Below are 23,318 nucleotides of genomic sequence, written 5' to 3' on the forward strand. Positions count from 1 at the left end.
ATATAGTTTTAGCTAGACAGAGTGAGATTAGAAAAATTGCTTACATGAATGGTAGGTGTAGCCAAGTTTTGGTTATAGAAAATAGAGTGTATGTGTTATAATAAGTTTTATGAATTAGAAAACAAGGGTGATTTTTTGTGTGTGACATCTACGGAGGGTATGCGGGTATAAAAGAGAAATTGATGGAGAAATTACGCCATCCTTATTTTATAAACTATATTGAAGAACCATTTATTGATGAAGAAAAGATAGCATTGTTATATGGTGCTTTAAAGAGTGCAAACTTACATATAGAACAAATTGAGCATTACGTAGTAACGATTATGCTTGTACAAATTGCGCTTGATACGCATGAAAAGGTATCAAATAAAGCAGGCGAGGAAGCGATTGAATCGCATAAATGTCGTCAATTAACAGTACTTGCAGGCGATTACTATAGTGGACTATATTATTATTTATTGTCTATGAATCGTGATATTGTTTTAATTCGTGCACTTGCTGAAGGAATTAAAGAGATAAATGAACACAAAATTATGTTATACCAAAAAGCGCATGAAACGACGGATGACATAATGAAAAGCGTAGTAACGATTGAGTCTGCACTCCTTCAAAAAACATGTGATCATTTTCTTTTATCACATTGGAAGCCATTTATCACATACGTATTAGGTGGAAATCGCCTTCAAAAAGAAATTCAATTGTATGCTGATAAACAACATTCACCTGTTTTTCAAGCGATGCAAGATGCTTTAGGGGATAAAGCAGAAGTAGTGATTAATAGTTGGATGATGGAATTGAGAAAGAAAGAAAAACAATTTTTAGAAAATCACATAGACATTAATGAAATAAATTCTGTGTTAAGGGATAAATAGAAGACATAAGCAATTTTACATTGGAAGAAGGTACGAGCATGCAACAATCAAAAGAAGAAAGAGTACATGACGTATTTGAAAAGATTTCTGATAAATACGATGTGATGAATTCTGTAATTAGTTTTCAAAGACATAAAGCGTGGCGTAAAGAAACGATGCGAATTATGGATGTACAACCAGGCAGTCAAGCGCTTGATGTATGCTGTGGAACCGCAGATTGGACAATTGCACTAGCTGAAGCGGTAGGTGAACAAGGAAAGGCTGTTGGCTTAGACTTCAGTGAAAATATGTTATCTGTCGGTAAGCAAAAGGTAGAGGCATTACAATTAAAACAAGTAGAACTTCTACATGGGAATGCAATGGAACTTCCGTTTGAAGATAATACGTTTGATTATGTAACGATTGGGTTTGGTTTACGTAACGTACCGGATTATATGCACGTATTAAAAGAAATGACGCGTGTAGTAAAACCAGGTGGAAAAGTAATCTGTTTAGAAACATCTCAACCAACAATGATTGGTTTTCGACAAGGGTATATTTTATACTTTAAATATATCATGCCGTTATTTGGAAAGATGTTTGCGAAAAGTTATAAAGAATATTCATGGCTTCAAGAATCTGCTAGTACGTTCCCAGGGATGAAAGAACTGGCTCAAATGTTTGAGCAAGCTGGACTTGAACGTGTGCAAGTGAAACCATTTACTTTTGGGGTAGCAGCGATGCATTTAGGTATTAAACCAGAATCAAAATAGAAAAAAGAAGTTTTAGGTTAAGGTGAACAATATGAAGTTACAACTTATGTACTCTTTTTTACGATCGGATATTAATGTAATAGAAAAAGAATTAAAAAAGACAGTCGCTTCTGAACAGCCATTAGTAGAAGAGGCAGCATTACAGCTTATTGAAGCTGGTGGGAAGCGAATTCGTCCTGTATTTGTGTTGCTTGCAGGGAAATTTGGAGATTATAAGTTAGATGCAATTAAGCATGTTGCTGTTGCGTTAGAACTTATTCATATGGCTTCTCTTGTTCACGATGATGTTATTGATGCTGCATTTTTACGACGCGGCAGTGCGACTGTGAATGCAAAATGGGGAGATCGTATTGCGATGTATACAGGGGACTATCTGTTCGCTAAGTCTCTTGAATGTATAACAAACATCGAAATCCCAGAGGCGCATCAAGCGTTATCACATACTATTTTAGAAGTCTGTAAAGGTGAAATTGAACAAATTAAAGATAAATACAATTATGACCAGAATTTAAGAACGTATTTAAGAAGAATAAAGCGAAAAACAGCATTATTAATTGCCGCGAGTTGTCAATTGGGAGCGATTGCTGCTGGTGCTAATCGTGATACGGTAAATCGTTTATTTTGGTATGGGTATTTTGTAGGAATGTCTTATCAAATTATTGATGACATTTTAGACTTCGTTTCCACAGAAGAGAAACTTGGAAAACCTGCTGGCGGAGATTTACTACAAGGGAATATTACACTTCCTGCTTTATATGCGATGGAAGATCCAGCACTTCGTCAGAAAATCATATCTGTACACGAAAATACAACAGCAAGTGAAATGCAAGAAATTATTGATGCTGTAAAAAATAGTACAGCAATTGATCAAGCATTTGCGTTTAGTGAACGTTATTTACATAAAGCTTTAGAAATAATAAAACCACTCCCACGTGGACAAGCAAAGTACGCATTACAAAATGTTGCAAAGTATATTGGAAAACGAAAATTTTAATGTTTATTCTAAAAAATAAAATAATCTCTCTATTTCAAAACTATTGCACAATTGTGATAAGGGTGATAATATGTGTGTGGGGATATACAATTACATACATAATTCAGAAGTGGAGAGATTTTTTATGGAAAAAACATTTCTAATGGTAAAACCAGATGGTGTACAACGTGCCTTCATTGGGGAAATTCTAGCTCGTTTTGAGAAAAAAGGCTTTCAATTAGTTGGTGCAAAATTAATGCAAGTCACTCCGGAAATTGCTGGACAACACTACGCTGAGCATAAGGAAAAACCTTTCTTTGGTGAGTTAGTAGACTTTATTACATCTGGACCTGTATTCGCAATGGTATGGCAAGGTGAAGGTGTAGTAGATACAGCGCGTAACATGATGGGGAAAACAAGACCACATGAAGCAGCTCCTGGAACAATTCGTGGAGATTTCGGTGTAACTGTTGCGAAAAATATTATTCATGGTTCTGATTCTTTAGAAAGCGCAGAGCGCGAGATTGCTATTTTCTTTAAAGAAGAAGAATTAGTTGACTACTCAAAATTAATGAATGAATGGATTTACTAATTATTTTGAAATAATTTGTAAACGCTTTAATCACTGTGATAATAGTAAAAAGTGCAAGGAGAATAGGGGTATTCTTCTTGCGCTTTTTTTATTTTCAATTAGTTACGAAGTTTGAGCTGTTATGATATATTGATATTTAAATTAGGCCTATCGGAAATATAGAATAAGAAAATGGTCGATTTATGATATAATTTCTTTAATATTTTTAGAATGATAAAAGTTAATATAGTGAGATAAATACATATACGAAAAGAGGAATAACGTATGCGATATATTACAGCTGGTGAATCTCATGGTCCGCAACTTACAACGATTATAGAAGGTGTTCCAGCAGGATTGTCTTTAGTAGCGGATGATATAAACGAAGAGTTAGCTAGAAGACAAAAGGGATATGGGCGTGGTAGACGCATGCAAATTGAAACGGATCAAGTGCAAATTTTAAGTGGTGTTAGACATGGAGAAACATTAGGTTCCCCTATTGCACTCGTTGTTGAAAATCGTGATTTTGCACATTGGACAAAAGTTATGGGTGCAGAACCTTTAACGGAACAAGAAGAAAAAGAGATGAAAAGGAAAGTGACAAAACCAAGGCCTGGGCATGCTGATTTAAATGGTGCAATTAAATATGGTCATAGAGATATGAGAAATGTACTGGAACGTTCCTCAGCGCGTGAAACGACGGTGCGTGTTGCTGCTGGTGCGGTTGCTAAAAAGGTGTTAGCAGAACTTGGTATTAAATTGGCGGGCCATGTAATTGAAATTGGCGGTGTACAAGCTAAGGAGGTTACGTATAGTTCAATTGAAGACTTAAAGAGTATTACAGAAGCATCACCTGTACGTTGCTTAGATGAAGAAGCTGGTAACCAAATGATGAAAGCAATTGATGGTGCGAAAGCAAATGGTGATTCAATCGGTGGAATCGTTGAAGTAATTGTGGAAGGAATGCCAATTGGAGTAGGTAGCTACGTGCATTATGATCGAAAACTGGATGCGAAATTAGCAACTGCAATTATGAGTATTAATGCTTTTAAAGGTGTCGAGATTGGAATTGGTTTTGAAGCAGCACATAGACCGGGAAGTGAAGTTCATGATGAAATTCTGTGGAATGAGGAGCATGGATATACACGAAGAACAAATAATGCAGGTGGATTAGAAGGCGGTATGACGACTGGAATGCCAATTGTTGTGCGAGGTGTGATGAAACCGATACCTACACTTTATAAACCTCTTCAAAGTGTAGATATTGATACGAAAGAGCCTTTTACAGCGAGCATTGAACGTTCAGATAGTTGTGCAGTGCCAGCAGCTAGTGTCGTTGCAGAAGCAGTTGTGGCTTGGGAATTAGCGACAGCTTTAATAGAACAATTCGGATTAGATCGTATGGAACTAATTCGTGAAAATATCGAGAAACATAATGAATATGCGAGGGGATTTTAATGGGAAACATACATATTCAAACGAAATCAAAAGAATATGATGTATATGTTGGTAAAGAAGCGTTGTCACACTTAACAACGATCGTTCAAAGTATGCAGCCCGCGGTATCTAACGTAATGATCATTTCAGATGAAGCTGTTGCATCACTGCATTTACAGACAGTTATCGATGCATTACAAGTAGAGCAGGACGTGTTTTCGTTTGTTGTACCAAGTGGCGAAAAAGAGAAGTCTTTCGAAAATTTCTATGCAGCTCATACGTCAGCTCTTGAAAATAAATTAGATAGAAATTCTTTAATTCTTGCACTTGGAGGCGGAATGATTGGAGATTTAGCTGGTTTTGTTGCTGCGTCGTTTATGCGTGGTATTCGCTTTGTGCAGGTTCCGACGACTTTATTAGCGCACGATAGCGCAGTGGGTGGGAAAGTAGCGATTAATCATCCGTTAGGTAAAAATATGATTGGTGCATTCCATCAGCCAGAAGCAGTAGTATATCATACACCGTTTTTACAGTCTCTTCCTGAAAAAGAGTGGCGTTCAGGTTATGCAGAGGTGATAAAGCATGCTCTTATTGGTGATGTGGAGCTATATCATTGGTTAAAAGAAGAAGTGCAAACATTAGCGGATCTTCGTGATGAGAAGTTAATCCATATATTAACGAAGGCGATTCCTGTAAAGGCAAATGTTGTATCACAAGATGAAAAAGAGAAGGGTGTACGTGCCCATTTGAACTTTGGACATACGTTAGGACATGCTCTTGAAAAAGAGCTAGGGTATGGAAATATTACTCACGGTGACGGCGTAGCGGTGGGAATGTTATTCGCCATATTTTTAAGTGAGCAAGTGTACAAGGTTGATCTTGCTTATGAAGATATGAAGCAGTGGTTCTTGAAATACGGCTATCCAAAAATGCCAAGAGATTTGAATGTAGAGCGCCTTGTTAAATTGATGAAACAAGATAAGAAAGCAAATGCAGGAGCAATTCATATGGTGCTTATGCAGGAATATGGGGTAGTGAATGTCGTATCTATTTCAGATGAGACTGTTCATATTGCGTTAGAGGCATTTCAAAAAGATATGGTTTAAAATGATAGCGAAGTGCTGTGAAGTGCTCATTTAGAGGTATTCTCGTAATAGTGACGGTAATGATAAGCGATTATAGTAAGGGATTATAACCGTATTGTAATTGAATAAAATGACTGGGGGAAGAAAAATGAGAGTGAAAGAGCAATTGTTAACTTTGAGAGCATATGTACCTGGGAAAAATATTGAAGAAGTAAAAAGGGAATATGGGTTATCAAAAATTGTGAAATTAGCATCGAACGAAAATCCATTCGGTTGCTCAGCACGCGTAACAGAAGCATTAACTTCTTTAGCGAGTCAATACGCTCTTTATCCAGATGGATATGCATTTGAACTTCGGACAAAAGTAGCAGAGCAGTTAGGTGTCAAAGCAGCACAACTGTTATTTGGTAGTGGATTAGATGAAGTCATTCAAATGATTAGCCGTGCATTACTACACGAAGGAACAAATATTGTAATGGCGAATCCAACATTCTCGCAATACCATCACCATGCTGTTATTGAAGGAGCAGAAGTTCGTGAAGTACCACTAAAAGATGGCATTCATGATTTAGATGCGATGTTACAGCAAGTGGATGATAAAACGAAAATTGTATGGATTTGTAATCCGAATAATCCGACAGGTACATATGTTGAAAAACAAAAATTACTTTCATTTTTAGAATCAGTTCCTAAGTCGGCTCTCGTTATTATGGACGAAGCATATTATGAATACGCGGAAGCAGAAGACTATCCGCAAACATTACCACTTCTTGAAAAATATGAAAATCTTATGGTTTTACGCACGTTTTCAAAAGCATATGGTTTAGCTGCTTTTCGTATCGGATATGCGATTGGGGATGCGAAGTTAATCGGACAGCTAGAAGTAGCGAGGTTACCATTCAATACATCAACTGTAGCGCAATCTGTAGCACTCGCTGCATTAGAAGATCAAGCCTTTTTACAAGATTGTGTGCAAAAGAATGCTGAAGGTCTAAATCAGTATTATGCATTTTGTAAAGAATATAGCGTATTCTATTATCCATCTCAAACAAATTTCATTTTCTTAAAACTTGGTATACCAGGTAATGAAGCTTTCGAACGATTAATGAAAAAAGGATATATCGTTCGTTCAGGTGCTGCATTTGGTATCGATGATGGTATTCGTATTACTGTCGGTTTGAAAGAAGAAAATGATGAAATTATAGAGTTGCTGAAAGAGCTTGTAAATGAGAAAGTACAGAAAGAAGAAACATATTCTTAAGAGATTGTGAAGGCTCCTATTATAGGAGCCTTTTTTATCGTATTAAAAATAAAGGTTGAAGACTAGTAATTAAGTTGTTCTGTAAATCACGGTTTGTATGGCTTGATAATTAGTGAGAGAAGTTATTTGCACGGTCATAAAAGAAAGCGGTACAATAGAAGATGATAAGGTATCGGTGTCATATCCGAACCTTTTGAACAATTAACTACTCTGTAAGAAGAAGTATAAGAAGAAGTATAAGAAGAAGCATGCTCATTCTAAAGGTTGCGTTCTAACAGTGAGTTGCTTATGATAAATGAACAGAAGAGAATATTTTTTAGAATTAAAGGAGACGTTTATGCAAAAGTTTGAACAAGCTGTTTCATATATTGAAAATGGTGAAGCGGAAAAAGGATTACAATTATTAAAAGAACAATTAAAAATTGCGAATGATGAAGAGAAGTATGATATCGCTCGTTACTATCATACACTTGGATTTACAGATGAGGCATTAGCAATTACTGAAGACTTACGTTTACTATATCCGGAAGAAAGTGAATTCACTGTATTTTTAGCAGAATTATATATTGATCTAGATAAAGAAGATGAAGCGATTGAAGTGCTTCATGATATTCCAGAAAATGACGATTTATATGTTCAATCGTTATTACTTGTTGCAGATTTATTCCAAATGCAAGGTTTTGATGATGTAGCAGAGCAAAAACTATTAAAGGCGAAAGAAATGATGCCTGATGAACCTGTTATTACGTTTGGATTGGCAGAATTATATAGTAGTAAAGGTGAAGAACAAAAGGCAATTATTTATTATGAATCGCTATTAGCGGAACATAACGTAATGGGTGGTGTTGTGATCGCACTTCGTCTTGCAGAAACGTTAAGCGCGATCGGAAACTGGGAAGAGGCGATTTCTTATTATGAAGCAGGCCTAGAGGAACAAAAAGATATTCACTCATTATTTGGATATGCCTTCACATTATACCAAGGTGAAGAATATCAGAGAGCAATTGGTGCTTGGCAAGAACTAAAAGAATTAGACCCTGAGTACGCATCACTGTACATGTATTTAGCGAAAAGCTATGAAAAAGAAGGGATGCTTCAAGAAAGCTATGAAACGCTTCATGAAGGAATTAAAGTAGATGAGCTTTCAGTGCCGTTTTATGTAGAATTAGCGAACATTGCGGCGAAATTAGGAAAAGTAGTAGAAGCAGAGGAAGTTCTTCAAAAAGCGCTTGAGTTAGATCCAGGACATTTAGGAGCAACATTAAAATATGCGTATATCTTAAAAGAACAAGAAAAGTACGAAGAGTTAATTGCAATTGTAGAGCGTGCTATTGATAGTGGAGAACCAGATACGCAACTACTTTGGGATCTTGCGTATGCAAAAAAACAATTAGAAATGTATTCGGATGCATTAAAACACTATGAAAGTGCATATACTTCTTTTAAGAATCATCCAGACTTCTTAGAAGAGTACGGTTATTTCTTATTGGAAGAAGGAAAGCGAAAAGAGGCGAAAGAAGTATTTATCCAGTTATTACAACTAGACCCGACACAAATTCATATTGAAGAGTTGTTATATAATTTAGAGGATTTTTCATAAGTTGGAAGGAAACTGAATGCCGCTTCTTGAATCTAAAAAGAAAAGAGAAAGACAGAGGAGGGACTTAATTGCTATGAATACCCCTGTTTCTGTAAACGAGAAGAAGGATTTTGTAAAATGGTTTTTAAATAATTACCAACTGAAACAGCGTGAATGTGTATGGATTCTGAATTATTTAATGAGTCACGACCAATTAATGCATAAAGTCCACTTCGTAGAGCATGCAAAATATTGTCCGCGTGGCTTAGTGATGTCAGCGAATTGTGTGAAAGACACACCGTTTCACTTTTTTAAACAAAATGTTATGACAACAGATGCTGAAAAATCGTTTCATGATATTCGTTTAAATCGAGATGAGGATATTTATATTCAACTCAACTTTAAATCGTCGTTTCAAAATGCGAATTATGTAGCTGTATTAGAAGAAAACCCATATCTACCAAAGCATATTGAAGTAAATGAAAAAGATCGTTTACTTGCAGAAAGATTTTTGGAAGAAAGTGTATTTTCGTTTAGAAGAGAACGCCTTTTGAAACAAATTGATGAAGCGTTAGATAAGCAAGATAAGGAAGCGTTTCATAGATTAACGGCAGAGTTAAAGACTTTATAGAATTTATTTGGATTAATAATTTTTTACAAATTTCAGACTTTTATCAAGAAAAACTACCTATATTGGGTAGTTTTTCTTTTTTTACCTCTTTTAGTATGGTTTAATATATATAAAGTGAAAGTTCTGTCATTTGTAAATGAAGGGGGGAAGAAATTTGAAATGGATTGTAAAAGATGTGGAACAGTTTGAGCAAGCAAGAGAGTATGTTGATACAGGAGTAATACCGCTTTTATCAATTTCGGCAGCGAAAGAAATGAAAATGGTTGTAGAACAAGGTGAATTTATCGAATTGTTGAGTATGGAATTGGAAAGAGAGTATAAAGGAAGGGTGCTTTTACTGCCTGCGTTTACGTATTTAGTAGAAAGTCAAAAGAATGAAAAAGGTCGTTTGCAAGAATGGACAAATCATTTACGAAGCGAAGGTTTTAAGCATATTGCTTATGTTACAAGTGATTTTTCATGGAAAGAGGATATAAAAGAGTTACAGGGAGATTTATTTTGGTTTCCTTCATTAGCATTAGAACAATTTAGTGATCAAGCGAAAAGAGAAGTTATTCATGCACATATAAAAAATATAATGGTGATGTTGGAAGAGAAGTGGGGAAACTGATAATAAACAGAAAGTTCTTATTATTATGAGTAGTATGATATTGACCTGTGCATGAGCGTATTATATCATGATAGTGTCCTAGTTTTTATTTTTTATATAATTTATCACGAGGGGACAATTTCTGATAGAGGGGGGAAATTTTCGTGAGCGAGAAAGAACATCGCGTGTCAAGAAGACAATTTTTAAATTACACACTCACAGGGGTAGGAGGCTTTATGGCTGCCGGTATTTTAATGCCGATGACGCGATTTGCGCTTGATCCGGTGTTAAGAAAAGAAGCCGGAACAGATATGGTTGCTGTTGCGCAAGTAAAGGATATTACAACAGAGCCGAAGCGTTTCGATTTTAAAGTGAAGCAGGTTGATGGTTGGTACAAGTCTGAAGAACCAAAATCGGCTTGGGTTCATAAAGATGAAAGCGGAGACATTGTTGCGTTCTCTCCAGTATGTAAACATTTAGGATGTACAGTTAACTGGAATTCGGACAAAGCACATCCGAATCAATTCTTTTGCCCATGTCACGGGGGGCGTTATACAAAAGATGGGATGAACATTAAAGGTACGCCACCCCTTGCTCCGCTTGATGTGTACGAGTCTAAAGTGAAAGATGGAACGCTGTATCTAGGAAAAGCAAAGCCAAGAGGGGGTGCAAAGTAGATGTTAAATAAAATTTATGATTGGGTAGATGAAAGATTAGATATTACACCAATATGGCGTGATATCGCTGATCATGAAGTACCTGAACATGTAAACCCGGCACATCACTTTTCTGCATTCGTCTATTGCTTTGGAGGACTTACCTTTTTCGTTACTGTAATTCAAATTTTATCTGGAATGTTTTTGACGATGTATTATGTGCCTGATATTAAAAATGCTTGGGAATCAGTTTACTATTTACAAAATGAAGTTGCTTATGGGCAAATTGTTCGTGGTATGCACCACTGGGGTGCTAGTCTCGTAATTGTAATGATGTTTTTACATACACTCAGAGTTTTCTTCCAAGGTGCGTATAAAAAGCCCCGTGAGTTAAATTGGATTGTTGGTGTTCTTATTTTCTTTGTTATGTTAGGTCTTGGTTTTACCGGATATTTATTACCGTGGGATATGAAAGCTTTATTTGCTACAAAAGTAGGGATTCAAATTGCAGAGCAAACACCGCTCATTGGTCCTTATATTAAAACATTACTCGCTGGTCATTCCGAAATTGTTGGCGCTCAAACATTAACTCGCTTCTTTGCTATTCACGTCTTCTTCTTACCAGCAGCACTTCTAGGTTTAATGGCCTTCCACTTCATCATGATTCGCAAACAAGGTATTTCCGGTCCACTATAAGAGATTGCTAAATTAAAGGGGAAAGAACTAAAGGAGGGAGATTATGCATCGCGGCAAAGGGATGAAGTTTGTAGGAGATTCTCGGGTACCAGTAGCTCGGAAACCAAATATTCCAAAAGACTATTCTGAATACCCAGGGAAAACAGAAGCATTTTGGCCGAACTTCTTGTTAAAAGAATGGATGGTTGGTGCAGTTTTTTTAATCGGTTATTTATGTTTAACAGTGGCGCATCCGTCGCCACTTGAGAGAATGGCGGATCCAACAGATGCTGGATATATACCACTTCCAGATTGGTATTTCTTATTCTTGTATCAGTTATTAAAGTATTCTTATGCTTCCGGTTCATTTACTGTAATTGGAGCGTTTATTATGCCAGGGATTGCGTTTGGTGCATTACTGTTAGCTCCATTTCTTGATCGAGGTCCAGAAAGACGTCCATTGAAGCGTCCTGTAGCAACTGGATTTATGCTTTTAGCAATTGCATCGATTATCTTTTTAACTTGGGAATCTGTAGCACATCACGACTGGGAAGCTGCAAAGAAACAAGGAGCAATTGTAAAAACAGCGCCAGTTGATAAAAATGATGATGGCTATAAATTAATGCAAAAAAATACTTGTTTAACATGTCATGGTGACAACTTACAGGGCGGGGCGGCAGCACCAGCACTGCAAAACTTAACTTTAAAGCCAGAAGAAATTGCTAAAATTGCGAAAGATGGAAAAGGTTCAATGCCTAAAGGTGTATTTAAAGGTACGGATGAGGAACTGAAGAAGCTTTCGGAATTCGTTGCAAAGTATAATAAAAAATAATAAAAAGCTGACTACAAAATTTGTAGTCAGCTTTTCTATTTAGTTGGATGAAGTTTGTTATAATAGAGTAGGATTTAGTGAATGAATTACTTATCTTGAAAGGTGTTGGACATACAGATTGGTGTACTTGTATGCAATGTTAAGACAACGATCGGTATTATTATTTTTATTAATTGTTAACATATTAGGTACAATTTACGGATTTATATGGTACGGAAATCAATTGAAAGAAACGTCACCTATATTTTGGCCGTTTGTACCAGATAGTCCTATGGCGAGTCTCTTTTTTGTCTTTGTTTTAATTGCTTTTTGGACAAAGAGAAACTGGGGATTAGTAGAAGCGTTAGCGATTGTTACTTTAATAAAATATGGTATTTGGGCTGTTGTTGTAAACGCGATTATGATTTACGTAAAAGGTCCTATTGGCCTTATGGGCTACATGTTAATGCTTTCGCACTTTGCGATGGCGGTGCAAGGTGTTTTATATGCTCCATTTTACCGTATAAAAAAATGGCATTTTATAGTAGCGGGTGTGTGGACGTTGCATAACGATGCAATTGATTATTTATTTTGGCAAATGCCGCGATATGGAATTATGCATTTGTTTGTAGAGGAAATTGGTTATTTTACGTTTTGGTTAAGTATTGCTGTACTATGTATTACATATTATTGTTGCTTACGTGAGCACAGGAAACAATTTTCTTTATGACGGTTAGAACATTTAGGGGGAGAACATGGAGAAAAATAAGAGTGGTACAAAAATATTGGATCGATTGATTACTTTAATTGTTTCATATAGCATAGCATTTTCTATTTTTGCACTTGCAACAACGGCAGTTGTGTATGGAAAATGGCTGTATTATTTTGAAATTGATTTTTTAAATATTCCTGATTTAGCGGATATGACGAAGGATGAAATTAAAAGAAATTACGATGTGCTTATTACATATTTATCCCCGTTTTATGACGGAGCATTACATTTGCCAACATTAGATATGTCTACAAATGGCCGTATTCATTTTGTAGATGTTAAAAATATTTTAGTAAAGATTCAATATGTGATGTATGCGACAATTATGATTGCAGTGATAGGCGGAATTTATTTATTAAAAAAGAAAAATGAAAAGTTTTTACTGCACGGATCGATTTTAACAATCATTTTTCCGATAGCGCTTATGTTACCAATCGCTATTAATTTTGAAAAGAGCTTTGTATTATTCCATAAGCTTTTATTCAGTAATGATTATTGGATGTTTGATATTGAAACGGATCCAGTTATATTAATGCTACCAGAGGAGTTCTTTATGCATGCTGCGTGTGCTATTTTATTATTCATTTTAGGTGGTAGTATACTTTGTTACAGCTTATATAGGTATTTCGTAAAAAAGAAAAGGATGTCAAAGAAAAAATTCTCTGCTTAAAGAGAATTTTTTTCTTTGTAAAACGATAATATATTTTTCGGTCCAGTTCTGTTCTATTCTTGTCCAAATTAACATATTTTGTACTAGTAGTTATAGGGGGGACCGGGATGAAGAGAACATTAATTGGATTGATAGCATTTCTAATTATAATGTTTCCGTTGCGTATATATGCTGAAGAATGGAATGAGCTAACAGGGTTGTTAGACGACTCGTTACAGTTAGTAAAGCGTAATGAAGATGAAAAAGCAGTGCAAGTATTACAACTTTTCTCGGAGCAATTTTTAATCAAGGGGAATGAAAAGAAGCAGGAAGTAACACCAGATCAAGTTAGAGTTATTTCTTTAGCTTACGACAAGGCACAGCAATCGCTCTCTGAAGAAGGTTTAGGTAAGCAAGTTAAAATTGATAATGTGTTGGCATTACAACTTGCTGTTGATGCGCAAGTATCGAAATATCAACCGCTTTGGATGGAAAGAGAAAGAAAAGTAATGGATGCCTTTTCTCAAATGGAAAAAGCGATGGAAAAAGAAGATGTTGGGCAGTTTCAACAAACGTTAAATACATTTTTAAATGAATTCAATATTATTTATCCAAGCTTAATGATTGCTTTGCCAGAAAACGAGGTACAGCGTGTAAATGCTCATTTATCTTATTTGGATGAATTTCGTAACGTTATGTTAAAAACGAAAGGCGGCCAAATGCAATTAGGGATTATTAAAGGGGATTTGCAAAAGATATTTCAAACAGTAAAAAAGGATGAAATTGCACCCTCTCTCATTTGGTTTATGACAATTACTGGGGGACTTATTTTATTCACATTAACTTATGTTGGATGGAGAAAATATAAAGGAGAGAGAGAAAAAAGAAAAAGTAATGTACATTCTAAAAATAGATAATGTAATAAGTAAAGATATGGATTGTAAGGTTTATTCATTGACAATAGTGGCAGAAGAAAATAGAATGAGAAGTACTATAATTAAAACTTCAATGGAGGTTCATGATGTTTTATTTAATTTACTTCGCGATCATAATGATCATACCGTTGTATGCACAGTCAAGAGTACGTAGTGCCTATAGCAAGTATTCACAAGTTTATTCAACATCAGGTATGACAGGAGCGGAAGTGGCTCGAAAAATTTTAGATGAAAATGGATTATACAACGTAGCTGTAGAAGAAACACCAGGTCATTTATCAGACCATTATGATCCAACCGCTAAGACGGTTCGATTATCCACAGATAACTATTATGGACATTCAGTTGCTGGTACGGCAGTTGCAGCACATGAAGTAGGACACGCAATTCAAGATGCGCAAGATTATAACTTTATGCGTATTCGTCATTCGTTAGTTCCTGTGGCGAATTTTGGATCGAATATATCATGGGTATTTATTATGATTGGTATATTTGCGACAATGTCGAAACTATTGTTATTAGGAATTATTTTAATGGCTGCAGGTGTTGTGTTTCAACTTGTTACATTACCAGTTGAGTTCGATGCTTCAAAGCGTGCAATGCAACAAATTGAAGCGTTAGGTATCGTATCAACAGATGAATATGGCCAAGCTCGTAAAGTATTAAATGCAGCAGCATTAACATATGTAGCAGCTGCAGCTGTAGCGGTATTTGAATTATTACGTCTCGTATTAATGTATACTGGTATGCAGCGTAGCGACGACTAAAGACTATCAATTTTGATAGTCTTTTTTTGTTGTGTGGCTTGAATTATATAATGTATTGCAAATAGAAATAATAGAAGTAATGCGGAAAGGCGGTGGGGGAAATGAAATATCCAGACCATTTAGTAAAACAAGTGAAAGAGCGTAGTGCTCCTTATCAACTAGAAGGTTTTTTAAGTGGACAAGGCCCTGAAAATCCCAAATTTATGTTGTTAGGAGAAGCGCCTGGTGAAACAGAAATTCATAATGGGATTCCGTTTAGCGGGAGGGCGGGAAAACAATTAATGGGTTTTTTAGAGCGTATTCACGTTACAAGGGAAGAAGTATATATTACGAGCGCTGTTCGGAGTAGACCTTATAAATGGCGAGAGAAAAAAGAACGAAATGGTGAAATCATACAAAAAAAGTATAATAGAACGCCAAATCAAGGAGAAATAGTTGCCCATGCGCCTTTATTAGATTATGAATTAGAGAAAATAAATCCGAAGCTTATCGTCACGCTTGGAAATATCGGTCTTCAACGTTTAATAGGAAAAAATAAAAAAATCACAGATGTACATGGGCAATTATTAAAACAGCCCATTCAAAAATTAAAGGATATGCAAAGTGCAGAGTTTATATGGTCAGAGAATGAATATCATGTTTTTCCAACTTTTCATCCAGCTTCCATTTTTTATAATCGGAGTTTATTGGAGCTTATTTATGAGGATTTGGAGAAGCTTAAAAGACTTGTAATAAAAAACTAGAAAAGCTAAGGTGCTTTTCTAGTTACATTTAATTATGTAAAGGGTTTTTATTTTCATCTAGCGTAAAACCTTCACCAACTACATCATGTACATCACTTACAGCAACAAAGGCATGAGGATCTACAGACGTAATAATATTTTTTAATTTCACGATTTCATTTTTAGCAACAACGCAATACAGTACGTTACGTTCCACTTTTGTATACGATCCAACAGCCTTTAAAAAGGTTGCTCCGCGCTCCATTTCAGATAAAATTTTGGCAGCGATTTCATCATTTTTCTCTGAGATAATAGTCGCTCCTTTAGCGGCATAGGCTCCTTCTTGCATAAAATCAATGACTTTAGCCCCGATAAAAACAGCAACTAACGTATACATACCCTCACGGTATGATAAATAGGTAAGAATAGAGACGACGATAACGACAGCATCGAACATAAACATTGTTTTACCCATACTCCAGCCAACATATTTATGAGCGAGCCTCGCGATAATATCTACACCGCCAGTAGTCCCGCCATATTTAAATATTATGCCAAGACCGATACCGATAAATGCCCCGGCGAATAAAGCTGCGAGTGTCATATCATTTTGTAAGTTTAAATGTAAGTTAAGAACGTCATAACGTTGAAAAATCCATAGAAATAAAGATACGCTGAATGTGCCGATTAGTGTATAGATAAATGTCGTTCTTCCAAGTAACTTCCAACCAATAAAAAAAATAGGGATATTTAAAATTAAGTTTGAATAAGAAGGATCAAACTTAAATAGAAAATACAATAATAGTGTAATACCAGTAAATCCACCTTCTGCAAGGTGATTTTCAATATTGATATTCACAATACCGAAAGAAAAAATAGCGGAACCGATTAAAATAAAAATAATATTTCGCATCTTCAATTTTGATGTCATATAGAAATCCCCCTAATTATGTAATGATTACATTGCTCCGCTGAAACAGTAAAACATAATAATAAGTAATTTCTAGTTGCAACCCGATTGGTTCGGGCTAATCTTTTGCAAAAACCGTAAAAGAAGTTTCACTTTACCCCGTACCAACGGCTGGTAGGAGATAAAGTTCTGAAGAAAGGCAAACCAGCCGTAGGAACCCGATTGGTTCAACTAATCTTTTGCAAAAATCGCAAAAGAAGTTTCACTTTATTATAGTCTATCCAAAAAAGGGTCGCAAATAGGTGTTTGGTGGGGAATAATATTTGTCAAATCGCGATGAATTGGCTAACATGAAAGAGGAAGGATTAGAGGTGAATAGTATGGAAGCAAAAACGATGAAAGATATGCAGAAAGAAGTAGATGCATATATTGGTCAGTTTAAAGAAGGTTATTTCAGTCCGCTTGCAATGATGGCTCGTTTAACGGAAGAAATGGGAGAGCTTGCAAGAGAGGTAAATCATTATTATGGTGAGAAACCGAAGAAAACAACTGAAAAAGAAAATAGTATTGAAGAAGAGCTTGGAGATGTATTATTTGTTATGATTTGTATGGCAAATAGTTTAAATATTGATTTAGAGACAGCACATAACATTGTAATGAACAAATTTAATACACGTGATAAAGATCGCTGGACACGTATTGATGAGGGAGAGAAAGAATAATGAAAGAAATTAAAGTAATTATCGCCGGACCAAGAGGACGTATGGGACATGAAGCAGTCCTTCTTATGGAAAGAACGGAACATTTAAATTTAGTAGCAGCAGTGGATTATAAGCATGGTGGTGAGAAGATTTCTGATTTACCTGGCATGCCAGCATTACATGCACCGATTTACGCTGATTTACATACTTGTTTAGATGAAGTAGAAGCAGATGTGTTGTTAGATTTAACAACACCAGAAGTTGGGAAACAACACGTTACACTTGCAGTTGAGCGTGGACTTCGTTCTGTTATTGGTACAACTGGATTTACAGAAGAAGAATTGGCACGTTTAACAGAGAATGCAAAAGAAAAAGCAGTAGGAACAATTATTGCTCCAAACTTTGCAATTGGTGCAGTTCTTATGATGAAATTCTCACAAATGGCAGCGAAATATTTCCAAGATGTTGAGGTAATTGAATTACATCATGATCAAAAATTAGACGCACCATCTGGTACAGCTGTAAAAACGGTAGAATTAATTCGTCAAAATCGTGAATCAAAGCAGCAAGGTCATCCAAATGAAGTAGAGCAACTAGCAGGTGCACGTGGTGCAAATGTAGACGGTATTCACATTCATAGTGTACGTTTGCCAGGGCTTATTGCACACCAAGAAGTAATGTTCGGTGGAGATGGACAAATGTTAACAGTTCGTCATGATTCATTCAATCGTGCATCATTTATGTCAGGTGTAAAACTATCAATTGAGACAGTAATGAACCTTGATCATCTTGTGTACGGTTTAGAAAATATTATCGACTAAAGGGGAGACAACGGATGAAAATTGCCTTAATCGCACATGACAAAAAGAAAAATGATATGGTTTCGTTTGCATACGCATATAAACCAATTTTTGAGCAACATGAATTATTTGCAACAGGAACGACAGGGCTTCGCATTATGGAAGAGACTGGATTAGTTGTAACAAGATATCAATCTGGCCCTCTTGGTGGAGATCAAGAAATTGGTGCAATGATTGCAAAAAACGATTTAGATATGGTGATTTTCTTCCGCGATCCATTAACAGCACAGCCGCATGAACCGGATGTGAATGCATTGCTTCGTTTATGTGATGTATATGCGATTCCACTTGCAACGAATATGGCAAGTGCTGAAATGTTAATGCACGCATTAGAGCGAGGAGATTTAGATTATCGTAAGTTAAGAAAATGAGGGGAACAATTATGAGTGGATTACATATATTAGCGTTTGGTGCTCATGCCGATGATGTTGAAATCGGCATGGCTGGTACCATCGCTAAATATACAAAGCAAGGGTATGAAGTAGGTATTTGTGATTTAACAGAAGCTGATCTTTCTTCAAATGGAACGATAGAGTTGAGAAAAGAAGAAGCAAAGGTTGCAGCTCGTATAATGGGAGTAAAAACGAGACTGAATTTAGCGATGCCAGACCGTGGTTTGTATATGAAAGAAGAGTATATACGTGAAATTGTCAAGGTGATCCGTACATATAAACCAAAACTAGTTTTTGCACCGTACTATGAAGATCGCCATCCAGATCATGCAAATTGTGCAAAGCTTGTGGAAGAGGCTATTTTTTCAGCAGGAATCCGTAAATATATGCCGGAACTTGCACCACATCGTGTGGAGTCTTTTTATAATTATATGATTAATGGTTTTCATAAACCGAATTTTTGTATAGATATAAGTGAGCACCTCTCTATAAAGGTGGAAGCATTAGAATCGTATGAAAGTCAGTTTTCAACAGGGAGTGATGGGGTTAAGACACCGTTAACAGAAGGATACGTTGAAACGGTGATCGCTCGTGAGAAGATGTTTGGAAAAGAAGTTGGAGTCTTGTATGCCGAGGGATTTATGAGTAAGAAACCGGTTTTATTACATGCTGATTTATTAGGGGGATGTAAATGAAATTAAAAATAGGTATTACATGTTATCCTTCTGTAGGTGGTTCTGGAGTTGTTGGAACAGAATTAGGAAAGCAATTGGCGGAACGCGGGCATGAAATTCACTTTATTACATCGGGTTTACCATTCCGGTTAAATAAAGTATATCCAAACATTTATTTTCATGAAGTGACGGTAAACCAATACTCTGTATTTCAATATCCACCATACGATTTAGCGTTAGCAAGTAAAATGGCAGAGGTTGCACAAAGAGAAAATCTAGACATTTTACATGTGCATTATGCAATACCACATGCGATTTGTGCATATTTAGCAAAACAAATGATCGGGGAGCGTATTAAAATTGTTACAACCTTGCATGGAACAGATATTACTGTGTTAGGTTCCGACCCTTCGTTAAATAATTTAATTCGTTTTGGTATTGAGCAATCGGATGTTGTAACTGCTGTCTCGCATTCATTAATTAACGAAACGCATGAGCTTGTAAAACCAAGTAAAGAAATTCAAACGGTATATAACTTTATAGACGAACGTGTATATTTCAAGCGTAATATGTCTCAATTAAAGAAAGAATACGGTATAAGTGAGAGTGAAAAAGTACTTATTCATATTTCGAATTTCCGTAAAGTGAAACGTGTGCAGGATGTTGTTCAGGCATTTGCTAAAATTGTTAAAGAAGTAGATGCGAAGTTGCTTCTTGTTGGAGACGGACCAGAATTCTGTACGATTTTACAGATAGTGAAGAATTTACATATTGAAGATCGCGTTTTATTCCTAGGCAAGCAAGATAATGTTGCAGAACTACTTGCGATGAGTGATTTAATGTTGCTTCTATCAGAGAAGGAAAGTTTTGGTCTTGTTTTATTAGAAGCAATGGCGTGTGGTGTACCTTGTATCGGAACACGGGTCGGAGGTATTCCAGAGGTTATTCAACACGGGGAAACAGGATATTTATGTGAAGTTGGCGATACAACAGGAGTGGCAAATCAAGCTACTCAGCTATTAAAGGACGAGGAACTTCATCGTAATATGGGAGAACGAGCAAGAGAAAGTGTTTATGAGCAATTTCGCTCAGAAAAAATTGTTTCACAATATGAAACGATTTACTATGACGTACTAAGGGATGACAAAAATGGAAAGATTTAAAAAAGCTAGTTCTATTATTGAGACATTAAAGCAACAAGGACATGAGGCTTACTTTGTTGGTGGGAGCGTACGAGATCTTATTATCGATAGGCCGATTGGAGATATTGATATTGCGACATCTGCTTTACCAGAAGAAGTGATGGCTATATTCCCAAGAAATGTTCCTGTTGGTCTTGAGCATGGAACTGTAATTGTTTTAGAAAATGGTGAGCCTTATGAGGTAACTACTTTTCGAACAGAAAGCGAATATGAAGATTTTCGAAGACCTAGTAGTGTTCAATTTGTTCGTTCATTAGAAGAGGATTTAAAACGTCGTGATTTCACGATGAATGCAATTGCTATGACAGAAGAAGGCGAAATGGTTGATTTATTTGCTGGACAGGAAGCCATTCAAAAGAGAGAAATCGTGACAGTTGGAAATGCTGCAGATCGTTTTCAAGAAGATGCCCTGCGAATGATGCGTGGTATTCGGTTTGTAAGCGCGTTAGGTTTTTCATTAGAAACGAAAACGAAGCAAGCAATTGAAACGTATGGGCATTTGCTAGAACATATAGCAATTGAGCGCATTACAGTAGAGTTTGAGAAACTGTTAACTGGTACATATTGTGTGAAAGGTCTCAAAGAATTAGTAGAGACGAAGCTATTTTCTCATTTGCCATATTTACAAATGTCAGAAGAAAGACTGTTAACAGCTACGCGGTATAAATGGGATTCTTTCGAAACGGATATTGAGGCGTGGGCATTTTTCTTATATTGTATCGGAGAAGAACATCCATCTGTCTTTTTACGTCAATGGAAGTTTTCGAATAAAAAAATAAAAGATATTGTTGCAGTTTTATTAGCGATCCGTACTAGAAAGGAGAAGGGTTGGGATACAGTCCTTCTTTATAAAACGGGAATTCATATCGCTGAAATGGCAGAGAGAGTATATGAAGCGATGATTGAAAGCTATGACCCTACATCTGTTAAACGAGTACAATCAATGTTTCATGTATTGCCAATCCAGGGTCGTCAAGAAATGAATGTGACTGGTAATGATTTATTAAACTGGGCAAACAAAAAGCCTGGTCCGTGGGTTGCTGAAATGCTTCAGAAAATCGAGGAAGCAATCGTACAAGGAAACGTAGTTAATGAGAAAGAGCGTATAAGGGAGTGGCTGCAAGGATGCAATCTACTATAAGAAAGCAGTTATTACAAGTTTTTTCTGAAGCGGATGGCGAGTTTGTATCCGGCCAAACGATTAGTGATAAACTTGGTTGTTCAAGAACTGCTGTGTGGAAACATATGGAAGATCTCCGGAGTGAGGGATATGAACTTGAAGCTGTGCGTCGATTAGGTTACCGAATTGCAAGTAAGCCAGACAAAGTGACTGCTAATGAAATTCAGTTAGGGCTACAAACGAAGCGAATTGGTAGAACAGTGTATTTTGAAGAAACTGTTGAATCAACGCAGCACATTGCAGCAAAACTGGCTTATGAAGGTGCAGAAGAAGGAACTATCGTTGTAGCAGAAGAACAAACAGCGGGAAGAGGTCGTTTAAGCAGAAAATGGCATTCACCAAAAGGAACAGGAATTTGGATGAGTATTATTTTACGCCCATCGATTCCAGTTCATCATGCACCGCAACTTACTTTGTTAGCGGCTGTTAGTGTTGCACAGGCAATTGAAAAATGTACAGGTGTAGGCGTGGGAATAAAATGGCCAAATGATATTTTAATTCAAGGTAAAAAGGCTGTAGGTATATTAACAGAAATGCAAGCGGATCCTGATAAAATTAATGCTGTCATTATGGGCATCGGTATTAATGCGAATCAAAAGCAAGAACATTTTGATGAAGAAATTCAGCACATTGCTACTTCATTAGCGATTGAATCAGGTAAGCCGATTGTTCGTGCAGAACTTATGCAACAAATCTATTTACAACTAGAAAAATTATATGAAGAGTATTTACAAAATGGTTTCTCTGTCATTAAAATTCTTTGGGAAAGTTACGCTGTGAGCATCGGGAAAGAAATTACCGCTCGAACGATGAGAGAGACGATTACGGGGTTAGCAAAAGGAATCACAGAGGATGGTGTATTACTTCTGGAGGATCATGAGGGGAAAGTACATCATATTCATTCTGCAGATATCGAAATTAAGTAAAAGAAGTTCCTCTTTTGGAACTTCTTTTTATTTCAATATTTTTGAGTTGAATTTGTAACATGATAATAAATTCTTTTAATAGTTAAAGTTCACTTCAAAATATCTTCCGTCTAGTTGGCCTGGCATGTTATTTGACGATTACTTTGCCTTCCATTCCTTTAAGCAGATGGTATCGACATATTAATTCATATGTACCAGTATTTTTAGGTTTCACGGTAATATTCTTTTCTTTTCCTGACTCGACTACGACGTCAATGCCGAGTTTTTTCACTGTAAAGGTGTGCTCGTTTTTGCCTTTATTTTTCAATAGTAATGTTGTTGATCCTTCAATCGGAATCGTGATGACATTTGGATTAAAGTAATCATCATTTAGTTCAACCTCAATCATGTTCGTTAAATCGGTGGGTTGTGTTACGACATTAACTGAGGCAAATACATGAAAGGATTCTAAAGATATCCACCATACAATTATTGCAAGCAAACTGCTGAATTGAAATAACCACCTGTTCATAGACATCTGCAATTCTCCTTTGTTAAGTACTTTTCCTCAATTAACCTGCATCATTAGTCAAAGAGTTATACTATACAGTTAAATTGATTATAGAAGAAATTAACTTGGACTTTTTTAACGTACGTTGAAAAAACATGTATCTTTTCAGGATTGAATTATCTATAAAAACTTTATCCCGCTATTTGCTGCCCGTAAAAGCCCGATTGGTGAGGACTGATAATCAGT

General features: G+C 36.1%; 27 protein-coding genes. 25 read left to right on the plus strand and 2 right to left on the minus strand.

What is annotated here, in order from left to right; translation table 11 throughout:
- Positions 1 to 137: 137 nt before the first annotated feature.
- The 18 genes from MHI26_RS07800 to MHI26_RS07885 all read left to right on the plus strand — a co-directional run bounded on the left by MHI26_RS07800 (position 138) and on the right by MHI26_RS07885 (position 15,758).
- Positions 138 to 872 carry a heptaprenyl diphosphate synthase component 1 gene (locus MHI26_RS07800; protein ID WP_061666888.1) on the plus strand — a complete coding sequence of 245 codons (735 nt, stop codon included), beginning with the start codon at positions 138 to 140 and terminating at the stop codon, positions 870 to 872.
- Positions 873 to 910: 38 nt separating this feature from the next.
- On the plus strand, positions 911 to 1,624 hold the full coding sequence (gene menG / locus MHI26_RS07805; RefSeq protein WP_001187672.1) for a 2-heptaprenyl-1,4-naphthoquinone methyltransferase: 714 nt from the start codon (positions 911 to 913) through the stop codon (positions 1,622 to 1,624).
- Between the two features lie 31 nt (positions 1,625 to 1,655).
- On the plus strand, positions 1,656 to 2,618 hold the full coding sequence (gene hepT, locus MHI26_RS07810) for a heptaprenyl diphosphate synthase component II (RefSeq protein WP_000776072.1): 963 nt from the start codon (positions 1,656 to 1,658) through the stop codon (positions 2,616 to 2,618).
- A gap of 124 nt (positions 2,619 to 2,742) precedes the next feature.
- Positions 2,743 to 3,189 carry a nucleoside-diphosphate kinase gene (gene ndk / locus MHI26_RS07815; protein WP_000415878.1) on the plus strand — a complete coding sequence of 149 codons (447 nt, stop codon included), beginning with the start codon at positions 2,743 to 2,745 and terminating at the stop codon, positions 3,187 to 3,189.
- Between the two features lie 264 nt (positions 3,190 to 3,453).
- Positions 3,454 to 4,626 carry a chorismate synthase gene (gene aroC, locus MHI26_RS07820; protein WP_061666887.1) on the plus strand — a complete coding sequence of 391 codons (1,173 nt, stop codon included), beginning with the start codon at positions 3,454 to 3,456 and terminating at the stop codon, positions 4,624 to 4,626.
- Positions 4,626 to 5,711 carry a 3-dehydroquinate synthase gene (gene aroB, locus MHI26_RS07825; protein ID WP_061666886.1) on the plus strand — a complete coding sequence of 362 codons (1,086 nt, stop codon included), beginning with the start codon at positions 4,626 to 4,628 and terminating at the stop codon, positions 5,709 to 5,711. Before aroC ends, aroB begins: the two co-directional genes overlap by 1 nt.
- 127 nt (positions 5,712 to 5,838) lie before the next feature.
- The gene (gene hisC, locus MHI26_RS07830; RefSeq protein ID WP_061666885.1) at positions 5,839 to 6,951 is read left to right on the plus strand and encodes a histidinol-phosphate transaminase; all 1,113 of its coding nucleotides are present in this window, start codon (positions 5,839 to 5,841) and stop codon (positions 6,949 to 6,951) included.
- A 337-nt stretch (positions 6,952 to 7,288) separates the two neighbouring features.
- Positions 7,289 to 8,551, plus strand: coding sequence for a tetratricopeptide repeat protein (locus tag MHI26_RS07835; RefSeq protein WP_001168666.1), 1,263 nt, complete (start codon positions 7,289 to 7,291; stop codon positions 8,549 to 8,551).
- Between the two features lie 73 nt (positions 8,552 to 8,624).
- A complete protein-coding gene (locus MHI26_RS07840) occupies positions 8,625 to 9,161 on the plus strand; it encodes a ReoY family proteolytic degradation factor (RefSeq protein ID WP_001095925.1) in 537 nt (178 codons plus the stop codon).
- A gap of 136 nt (positions 9,162 to 9,297) precedes the next feature.
- A complete protein-coding gene (locus MHI26_RS07845) occupies positions 9,298 to 9,771 on the plus strand; it encodes a YpiF family protein (protein ID WP_003306633.1) in 474 nt (157 codons plus the stop codon).
- Between the two features lie 143 nt (positions 9,772 to 9,914).
- Positions 9,915 to 10,427 carry a menaquinol-cytochrome c reductase iron-sulfur subunit gene (qcrA, locus tag MHI26_RS07850; protein WP_001290420.1) on the plus strand — a complete coding sequence of 171 codons (513 nt, stop codon included), beginning with the start codon at positions 9,915 to 9,917 and terminating at the stop codon, positions 10,425 to 10,427.
- Positions 10,428 to 11,102 (plus strand): menaquinol-cytochrome c reductase cytochrome b subunit, encoded by a 675-nt coding sequence (gene qcrB, locus MHI26_RS07855; protein WP_000932700.1) that lies wholly within the window; start codon positions 10,428 to 10,430, stop codon positions 11,100 to 11,102.
- Positions 11,103 to 11,145: 43 nt separating this feature from the next.
- Positions 11,146 to 11,913 carry a menaquinol-cytochrome c reductase cytochrome b/c subunit gene (gene qcrC, locus MHI26_RS07860; RefSeq protein ID WP_000554601.1) on the plus strand — a complete coding sequence of 256 codons (768 nt, stop codon included), beginning with the start codon at positions 11,146 to 11,148 and terminating at the stop codon, positions 11,911 to 11,913.
- Positions 11,914 to 12,031: 118 nt separating this feature from the next.
- Complete coding sequence (locus MHI26_RS07865; RefSeq protein WP_116365365.1) at positions 12,032 to 12,622, plus strand: DUF1405 domain-containing protein; 591 nt, start codon at positions 12,032 to 12,034, stop codon at positions 12,620 to 12,622.
- A gap of 25 nt (positions 12,623 to 12,647) precedes the next feature.
- Positions 12,648 to 13,334 (plus strand): lipoprotein intramolecular transacylase Lit, encoded by a 687-nt coding sequence (lit, locus tag MHI26_RS07870; RefSeq protein ID WP_000414366.1) that lies wholly within the window; start codon positions 12,648 to 12,650, stop codon positions 13,332 to 13,334.
- A gap of 107 nt (positions 13,335 to 13,441) precedes the next feature.
- Entirely contained in the window at positions 13,442 to 14,230 is a 789-nt protein-coding gene (gene ypjB, locus MHI26_RS07875; RefSeq protein WP_000831588.1) for a sporulation protein YpjB, read from the plus strand.
- A gap of 101 nt (positions 14,231 to 14,331) precedes the next feature.
- A complete protein-coding gene (locus tag MHI26_RS07880) occupies positions 14,332 to 15,015 on the plus strand; it encodes a zinc metallopeptidase (protein WP_011109966.1) in 684 nt (227 codons plus the stop codon).
- A gap of 101 nt (positions 15,016 to 15,116) precedes the next feature.
- On the plus strand, positions 15,117 to 15,758 hold the full coding sequence (locus tag MHI26_RS07885) for a uracil-DNA glycosylase (protein WP_000876852.1): 642 nt from the start codon (positions 15,117 to 15,119) through the stop codon (positions 15,756 to 15,758).
- A 28-nt stretch (positions 15,759 to 15,786) separates the two neighbouring features.
- Here the strand turns inward: MHI26_RS07885 and MHI26_RS07890 are convergent, their stop codons facing one another.
- Positions 15,787 to 16,668, minus strand: coding sequence for a YitT family protein (locus tag MHI26_RS07890; RefSeq protein WP_000202118.1), 882 nt, complete (start codon positions 16,666 to 16,668; stop codon positions 15,787 to 15,789).
- 359 nt (positions 16,669 to 17,027) lie between these two features.
- Between MHI26_RS07890 and MHI26_RS07895 the strand changes: the two genes are divergently transcribed.
- Genes MHI26_RS07895 through MHI26_RS07925 form a run of 7 tightly spaced genes read left to right on the plus strand, consistent with a single transcriptional unit; the run spans position 17,028 to position 22,582 of the window.
- Positions 17,028 to 17,369: a nucleotide pyrophosphohydrolase gene (locus MHI26_RS07895; protein WP_014894810.1), complete on the plus strand. Its 342-nt coding sequence runs from the start codon at positions 17,028 to 17,030 to the stop codon at positions 17,367 to 17,369.
- Positions 17,369 to 18,169 carry a dihydrodipicolinate reductase gene (dapB, locus tag MHI26_RS07900; protein WP_000658818.1) on the plus strand — a complete coding sequence of 267 codons (801 nt, stop codon included), beginning with the start codon at positions 17,369 to 17,371 and terminating at the stop codon, positions 18,167 to 18,169. Before MHI26_RS07895 ends, dapB begins: the two co-directional genes overlap by 1 nt.
- 14 nt (positions 18,170 to 18,183) lie before the next feature.
- Entirely contained in the window at positions 18,184 to 18,579 is a 396-nt protein-coding gene (mgsA, locus tag MHI26_RS07905; protein ID WP_000684768.1) for a methylglyoxal synthase, read from the plus strand.
- 11 nt (positions 18,580 to 18,590) lie between these two features.
- A complete protein-coding gene (gene bshB1 / locus MHI26_RS07910) occupies positions 18,591 to 19,295 on the plus strand; it encodes a bacillithiol biosynthesis deacetylase BshB1 (RefSeq protein ID WP_000015671.1) in 705 nt (234 codons plus the stop codon).
- Entirely contained in the window at positions 19,292 to 20,437 is a 1,146-nt protein-coding gene (gene bshA, locus MHI26_RS07915; RefSeq protein WP_000768306.1) for an N-acetyl-alpha-D-glucosaminyl L-malate synthase BshA, read from the plus strand. The genes bshB1 and bshA overlap by 4 nt, the downstream gene beginning before the upstream one ends.
- Positions 20,424 to 21,617: a CCA tRNA nucleotidyltransferase gene (locus MHI26_RS07920; protein WP_061666883.1), complete on the plus strand. Its 1,194-nt coding sequence runs from the start codon at positions 20,424 to 20,426 to the stop codon at positions 21,615 to 21,617. Before bshA ends, MHI26_RS07920 begins: the two co-directional genes overlap by 14 nt.
- Positions 21,602 to 22,582, plus strand: a complete 981-nt coding sequence (locus tag MHI26_RS07925; protein WP_001192058.1) for a biotin--[acetyl-CoA-carboxylase] ligase — start codon at positions 21,602 to 21,604, stop codon at positions 22,580 to 22,582. Before MHI26_RS07920 ends, MHI26_RS07925 begins: the two co-directional genes overlap by 16 nt.
- 127 nt (positions 22,583 to 22,709) lie before the next feature.
- Here the strand turns inward: MHI26_RS07925 and MHI26_RS07930 are convergent, their stop codons facing one another.
- Positions 22,710 to 23,099, minus strand: a complete 390-nt coding sequence (locus MHI26_RS07930) for a cupredoxin domain-containing protein (RefSeq protein WP_061666882.1) — start codon at positions 23,097 to 23,099, stop codon at positions 22,710 to 22,712.
- Between the last annotated feature and the right edge of the window lie 219 nt (positions 23,100 to 23,318).

It is taken from the genome of Bacillus sp. FSL K6-1218 (genome assembly GCF_038006445.1).
Taxonomy (GTDB): domain Bacteria; phylum Bacillota; class Bacilli; order Bacillales; family Bacillaceae_G; genus Bacillus_A; species Bacillus_A thuringiensis_S.